The sequence below is a fragment of the Collinsella sp. AM20-15AC genome (assembly GCF_003471405.1).
Lineage (GTDB): Bacteria > Actinomycetota > Coriobacteriia > Coriobacteriales > Coriobacteriaceae > Collinsella.
Window position 1 is genome coordinate 70,954 of the sequence record NZ_QRJA01000010.1, and the last position, 6,708, is coordinate 77,661.

The 6,708-nt window shown below is 58.2% G+C and carries 7 protein-coding genes; 6 read left to right on the forward strand and 1 reads right to left on the reverse strand.

Annotated features, from left to right (window positions below):
* Positions 1–6: 6 nt before the first annotated feature.
* Positions 7–828, reverse strand: a complete 822-nt coding sequence (locus DW233_RS04905; RefSeq protein WP_089572597.1) for a MurR/RpiR family transcriptional regulator — start codon at positions 826–828, stop codon at positions 7–9.
* 252 nt (positions 829–1,080) lie between these two features.
* Here DW233_RS04905 and DW233_RS04910 point away from each other — a divergent pair, with 252 nt between their 5' ends.
* From DW233_RS04910 to DW233_RS04935, 6 genes are all read left to right on the forward strand, one after another.
* Complete coding sequence (locus DW233_RS04910; protein WP_233502819.1) at positions 1,081–1,884, forward strand: ChbG/HpnK family deacetylase; 804 nt, start codon at positions 1,081–1,083, stop codon at positions 1,882–1,884.
* Positions 1,885–2,038: 154 nt separating this feature from the next.
* Positions 2,039–3,331, forward strand: coding sequence for a PTS sugar transporter subunit IIC (locus DW233_RS04915; RefSeq protein WP_118266998.1), 1,293 nt, complete (start codon positions 2,039–2,041; stop codon positions 3,329–3,331).
* Between the two features lie 48 nt (positions 3,332–3,379).
* On the forward strand, positions 3,380–3,676 hold the full coding sequence (locus DW233_RS04920) for a PTS sugar transporter subunit IIB (RefSeq protein ID WP_089572594.1): 297 nt from the start codon (positions 3,380–3,382) through the stop codon (positions 3,674–3,676).
* Between the two features lie 2 nt (positions 3,677–3,678).
* A complete protein-coding gene (locus DW233_RS04925) occupies positions 3,679–4,020 on the forward strand; it encodes a PTS lactose/cellobiose transporter subunit IIA (RefSeq protein ID WP_089572593.1) in 342 nt (113 codons plus the stop codon).
* Positions 4,021–4,105: 85 nt separating this feature from the next.
* On the forward strand, positions 4,106–5,593 hold the full coding sequence (locus tag DW233_RS04930; protein WP_118267000.1) for a glycoside hydrolase family 1 protein: 1,488 nt from the start codon (positions 4,106–4,108) through the stop codon (positions 5,591–5,593).
* A gap of 24 nt (positions 5,594–5,617) precedes the next feature.
* A complete protein-coding gene (locus DW233_RS04935) occupies positions 5,618–6,526 on the forward strand; it encodes an ROK family protein (protein WP_118267001.1) in 909 nt (302 codons plus the stop codon).
* The last annotated feature ends 182 nt before the right edge of the window (positions 6,527–6,708 follow it).

Consider the following 6,708-nt stretch of genomic DNA (forward strand, 5'->3'; position numbering starts at 1 on the left):
ACGAGATTACTCGCCAGTACCGGAATCGGCTCCATAACGCCTCAGGTATTCCATGACTATCAAGTCGATGGCGGCAAGCGCACCGAACTTGCCCGTGTCGATGTTGTTGGTCACTCCGCAGCTCAGTATGCAGGAGGCATGGTTCCAGTAGGCGCTTGAGGTGTTTTGTGTGATGGCGAGAAGACGACAGCCGGAGGCGGCGAGTGCGTTGACGATTTCTGGATAACGAATGGGGTATGTTCCCCCTATGCTGCAAATGATGGCGAGGCTGGATTTGGTGAGCGATTGCGCGCAGGCGAGCTGCGATGAATAATCGAGGTAAAGCTCGATGAGGCGGTTCATGATGGTGAGCCTGCTTTGGAAGTAGCGGCCCACGTCCCAGAGGAAGTGGTGGGAGAAGAACGCGACATGCCCGCTGTCGTGCAAATCATCGACAATGGCGGGCAGTTTCGCGATGTTTGCCGCCGAGATGGTCGTTTCGATATTGAGCAGGATCGCCTCCCGGTAGGATGCCAGAGCGCCTTCCGTGTCGTTTGACAGCTGTTCTACAAAGGCATGTGGAAACAACCCGGTTTTGAGGATGTCATGTTCAAGCTGGTTGCGCAGGTCCTTGAAATCAGCGAAACCCATAAACCGGCAGAATCGCGACACTGAAGCCTTCGAGACGAAGCACATGTCGGCGATTTCTCCAATCGAGAGCTCGCTCAGCTTGCTGTAGTTTTTCACCAGCGTGGTCGCTATCTCGTAGTTGGTGTCGTGCTGCATTGCGGTGTCGATGTAGTCAAGCAACCGTTCGGCAACCGATCCCATCGAGATGGATTTTTCCATGATGGCTGTCCCCTTTATGCTCAGTGGCCCGAATAAGAGGGCCTCATTTGACCAAACTATAGCTCAAACATGCCGGTATTCCTGCGGAGTTTCACGTTATGAAACTCGCGTAGCCATCTCGCAACCTTGTGGCACAGCATGTAACCGATTTTGGATATAGCCGGCGTCATACTTAATGCAAGAAGAGACGACGAAGCTTGCCGCCCCGCCGGAACACGGCATCGGCTCTACACAGGGCATCGCTTCGTTGCTTTGCCGCTCGACGAGATATCGGTTGAGGAGGATCGGATGAAGCGGTTATTGCTGCGCGCCGACGATTTAGGTTACAGCGACGGTGTTAATTGCGGGATAGCGGCCGCGGTCCAAGCGGGGCTCATTCGCTCGGTGGGCGTCATGACCAACATGCCGCTTGCAGAAAGCGGTTTGGCGCGCCTGCAAATCAAGGATCTCTGCTTGGGTCAGCACACCAATATCTGCACGGGTAGGCCCCTCAGCGATTCCTCGCTCATCTCGAGCATCGTTGACGATGATGGCAATTTCAAGCGGAGCTCAGCATATCGCGCCGCCGCGCGGGCTGGGGAGGACTTCGTGGTGCTTGACGAGGTCATTATCGAAATCGAGGCGCAGTATCGGCGATTCCTTGAGCTCGTCGGGCGTGAGCCCGATTACTTCGAGGGACATGCGGTCGCAAGCCCCATGTTCTTCCGCGGCCTTGAGATCGTTGCCGAGCGTCACGGCCTGCCCTATTTCGCGATGGGTGTTCCGGGCGAGCCAGTCACCTTTCGCTCGACGCCGGTGCTTTCCTATGTTCCCAAGGATTTCTCGTCATATGAAGCGGATCCCTTTGCGGCGCTTCGAGAGGCGCTTGAAACGACACCGGAAGGGATATGCCGTCTCATGGTGTTTCACCCAGGTTATATCGACGCGTACTTGCGAGATAACTCGACCATGCTCGAGGCCCGCATCCGGGAAGCCGCGATGCTTGTCGACCCTGATGTCGCCGCATGGCTTGCAGAGCAGGACGTGGGGCTCGTGACGTACGCGGACCTGACGTAAGCGTCCGCTGGGGCAATCTCGCCAATTCACGCTGAATGGCGTACTGCCTGAAGCACGTCGTTGTGATTTTGAAGAGAGGTGGATGCGCTATCTAGAGGGGAAGATGCCGCACACGGGCATCGATAGAGTTCACTGCAAAGATTGGAGCTGAAACATGGCGGTATTCGACAAGATCCAAAACATAATGGATAAGACAATCGCACCTGTGGCAAGCAAGGTTGCTGACAGCAAGATGCTCGACGCCCTCATGGGCGGCATGATGTGCACGCTGCCCATGACCCTTGGCGTCTCGGTTATCGCGATTCTCATCAACTTCCCCATTCCGGGGTTCTCCGATTGGGTGGGTTCGAGCGGTCTCATGGCGACCGGCAACTCCATCCTCACCGTTACCATGAACATGATGGGTATATACATCTCCTTCTTCATCGGTTTGAGGTGGGGTAAGGTATGCGGCCTTAGCGGTTATACCGGTGGCATCGTGAGCGGCGCGGTGTTTTTGGCATTCATGCCGCAGCAATCGTTCGAGGATATTCCCATGGCGAGTTTCATCAACACGTCGTACATGGGATCGAACGGCATCTTCGTCGCCATTCTGCTTGGCCTGATCGTGCCGAAGGTGACAGCCATTTTGATGAGCAAGCTTGAAATCAAGCTCCCCGATATGGTTCCGCCCATGGTTGCAGACTCGCTGTCGCCGATGTTTGCCGCCATCGTGCTATTCACTGCGGTGTGGTTCGCCAAGTGGGGTCTTTCTTTCACCCCGTGGGGCAACCTGTTCGATATGATCAACACCTTGATCGGCACGCCGGTCACGATGGTCGGTGCCTCTCCTTTGGCCTATATCATCGTGTGCTCGCTGCAGTCGATCTTCTGGTTCTTCGGTGTCCACCCCAACGTGATGCTCAACTTCTACGCTCCGGTAATCATGGCTTGCAGCGCTGCTAACACCGAGGCCATCATCGCGGGCGAGGCACTGCCCTATGGCGCTTGGGCCGTCGTCGCGCTCGGCACCGCCATCGGTGGCCAGGCTAACGCCCTGGGCATCAGCATCTCGCTGCTCTTCACCAAGTCCGAGCGCTTCAAGGCGATTCGCGGCATCGCGCTTGTTCCGTCGCTTTTCAATATCTCCGAGCCGCTCATGTTCGGTCTGCCGGTCGTGCTGAATCCCACGTACTTCATCCCGTTCGTGCTGAACATCCCGGTCTGCGCCATCGTGGTCCAGGCGCTTTACGCCCTCGGTCTTGGGGCTGCGTTCAATCCCACGATTCAGCTTCCCTGGGTGCTTCCCCAGCCGGTCATCGCATTCATGCAGGGCGGCATCGGGTGCCTGGTGATTTCGGTTGCGGTTTTGGCGGTGTCGGTGCTCATGTATACCCCCTTCACCCTTATGGCTGATCGCCAGGCGTTGCGAGAGGAGCAGGCCGCTCTCGAGGAATCGGCCGCATAGGGATTTTCATATTCACACCATCATTTTCCATGAGGTTGGGAGCGTAGGATGAAACATATCGTACTTATGTGCGCCGCGGGCGCTTCGACGAGCATGCTGGTACAGCGCATGCAACAGGCGGCTGAAAAGGACGGTTTCGTGTGCACCATCGAGGCGCACCCTGTCAACCAAGCGGCGGAATATGCGGATAGCGACGTTATCCTGCTGGGACCGCAGGTTCGCTTTGAACTCAACAAGGTGAAGAATCAAGTGAACTGTCCGGTGGAGCCGATTGATATGACAGCGTATGGGACAATGAACGGCGAGGCCGTGCTCAAACAGGCTCGAAAGTTGCTGGGGGCATAGCCATGTCAGAGATCAAACAAGAAGCGATCGATCAGTTTGAAATGACGTGCTTCTCTATCGTCGCTCAGGTGGGGAGCGCGCGCAGCTGCTACCTCGAAGCGATAACCTGTGCCGAGAATGGTGATTTTGAGGCCGCCCGGAAACTTATCGACGAGGGCAACGTGGTGTTCAACGCAGGCCACGACGCTCACATGAAACTGCTTCAGCAAGAGGCCAGCGGCGAGGAGCTGCCGTTTCGCATCATCTTGCTGCATGCGGAGGATCAGCTCATGAGCGCTGAGGGCTTCCGTATCCTTGCCGAGCGCTTCATCACGGTCTATCAACGCATGGGTGCAAGCGCCTAACTGATTATCTGACGGGAAGCCGGGACTGCCATGCAGCCCGTCTTCCCGTTTCATGAAGATGTTTTCACGATCGAGGAGGTAGCCAATGGCATTTCCGGAAGGTTTCCTGTGGGGTGGCGCCACCGCCGCCAACCAGTATGAGGGCGGCTGGGAAGAGGGCGGCAAAGGACCGAACACCTCGGACACCATGACCAGCGGTAGCCATACGGTGTCACGGCAGATAACGTGGCGTAATACCGCGACAGGGGAAACCGGCGCGCTTCCCGTGTATGCGGTTTGCGAGGAGGGACTTCCTGAAGGGCTGGAGGTGGCGGTGGTTGATGGCTACTACTATCCCAGCCACACGGCCACCGACTTCTACCACCACTACGCCGAGGACATCGCCCTCATGGGCGAGATGGGCTTCAAGTGCTTCCGCCTGTCCATGAACTGGGCGCGCATCTTCCCCACGGGCGAGGAGGCTGAGCCCAACACCGAGGGTCTAGCGTTCTACGACGCCGTGTTTGACGAGTGCGCTAAGTACGGCATCGAACCGCTCGTGACGCTCTCGCACTACGAGACCCCGCTCGCGCTCGTGAACAAGTACGGCGGTTGGAAGAGCCGCGAGCTCATCGACCTGTTCGTGCGCTACGCCACCTGCGTCATGAAGCACTATCAGGGCAAGGTGAAGTACTGGCTCACCTTCAACGAGATCAACATGATGAGCATGGGGAGCTTCATGGCGGGCGGGCTTACGGATGGGAGCCCCCATGCGAAGGCCCAGGCGGCGCACAACCAGTTCGTGGCGTCTGCCCTTACGGTTCGGTCGGCGCGCCAAATCTCCCCTAAGATCATGGTGGGTCAGATGCTCGCGTACAACCCCATCTACTCCTATTCCGCCGACCCCGCCGATCATCTGCTCGCCATGGAACGCGAGCGTGACGCGCTGTGGTATGCCGACGTGCAGGTGGGCGGCCACTATCCCGCCTATCGCTTGAGGGAGATGGAGCGCGCGGGCATCAAGCTGGAAATGGGCGAGAACGACCTCGAGCTTCTCGCAACCTATCCGGCAGATTTCCTGTCGTTCTCGTGCTACGGAGGCTCGACGGTATCGTTGCGCCAGAAGGAGCTCGAGGTCGCGTCCGGCAATCTCGCTTTCGGCATGGTGAAAAACCCCTACCTCGAGACCAACGCCTGGGGCTGGGCGACCGATCCGTACTGCCTGCGCATCGCCTTGAACGAGCTCTACGACCGCTATCACAAGCCGCTTTGGATCGTGGAGAACGGTATCGGCTGGAGCGACGAGGTAAAGGCCGACGGCTCCATCCATGACGGCTACCGCATCGACTACCTGCGCAAGAACATCCAGAGCATGGAGGATGCCGTGGAACTCGACGGCGTGGACCTCATGGGCTACACCATGTGGGGCTGCATCGACCTGGTCAGCGCCGGCACGGGCGAGATGCGCAAGCGCTACGGCTTCGTCTACGTCGACCGCGACGACGAGGGCAAGGGCACGCTCGCGCGCAGCCGCAAGGACAGCTTCTATTGGTACAAGAAGGTCATCGAGAGCAACGGCGAGGACCTGGACTAACCCTATGGGACAGGGGATAAGATTATGGACTGCTATTTCGGTATAGATGCGGGCGGCACTCAGGTGAAATGGGCGGTGGTGAACGCCGACTACCACATTGAGGAGCACGGAAGTATCCCAACATGCACCTCGCCCGCCGACCAGGTTATCGAAACGTTCCGCTCGGTGATCGAGCTCCATCGCGCCCGGGTGAGGGGTGTGGGAATAAGTATGCCCGGAGTCTTTTCCGAAGGCGATTCCGATGGCGTGGTTGGGGGAGGCGGCGCCCTTCACTGTTTGGACGGATATCCGCTCGGTCGCATCTTGCGCGAGAGCACAGGGCTTCCCGTAACCATCGAGAACGATGCGATGTGCGCGGCACTGGGAGAATATGCCGTCGGCGCGCTGAAGGGGGTCTCCCTGGGGTTGATGGTGGTGATCGGTACGGGTCTCGGCGGTGCCATCGTTGTTGACGGTCACATCTTGCGAGGCGCGCACAATCTCGCCGGCACCGTGTGCTTTGTGAGCAACGATGTGCGCAAGCCCGTGACCTTTGGGTCGGTGTACGGTGATGTCACCAGCTGGCGGGCGCTCCGAGACCAGGTGTGTGCGGCGAAGGGGATTGATCCGACCGATGATATCGACGGATATCGGATTTTCTCTTGGATTGAAGAGGGGGATGAGGACGCTCGTCGCGGTCTGGATGCATACGCGTTGGTTTTCGACAACATGCTGATGGGGTTGCAGTCGGTCATCGACCCTGAGGTCATCGTGGTCGGCGGCGGAATCAGCGCCCGTCCCGAGCTGTTTGAGGCATTTGAGCGCATGATGGATCAGGCTCACGTTCTTCCCATCATACCGAGGCCCTGCATCAAGCCAGCACAGAACGGCAACGATGCCAATTTGCTTGGCGCTGTGCGCACGCTGCGCCGCTCGCTTGGCGAGTGCGATTGATTGGCGGCTGGTGGCCCGACTCGCGGCCTCCTGTCCTAAAAAAAGAGTATGGGCTCCTTCGTTCATTCGAACGAAGGAGCCCACGTTTTGTAAGGGGCCTCCTGGCGAATTTTCATTCGCCAGGAGGCCTTTTGCTAAAGGCTTTAGCCTGTGCGGGGCGCGCAGCGCGCCGCATCAGAAAC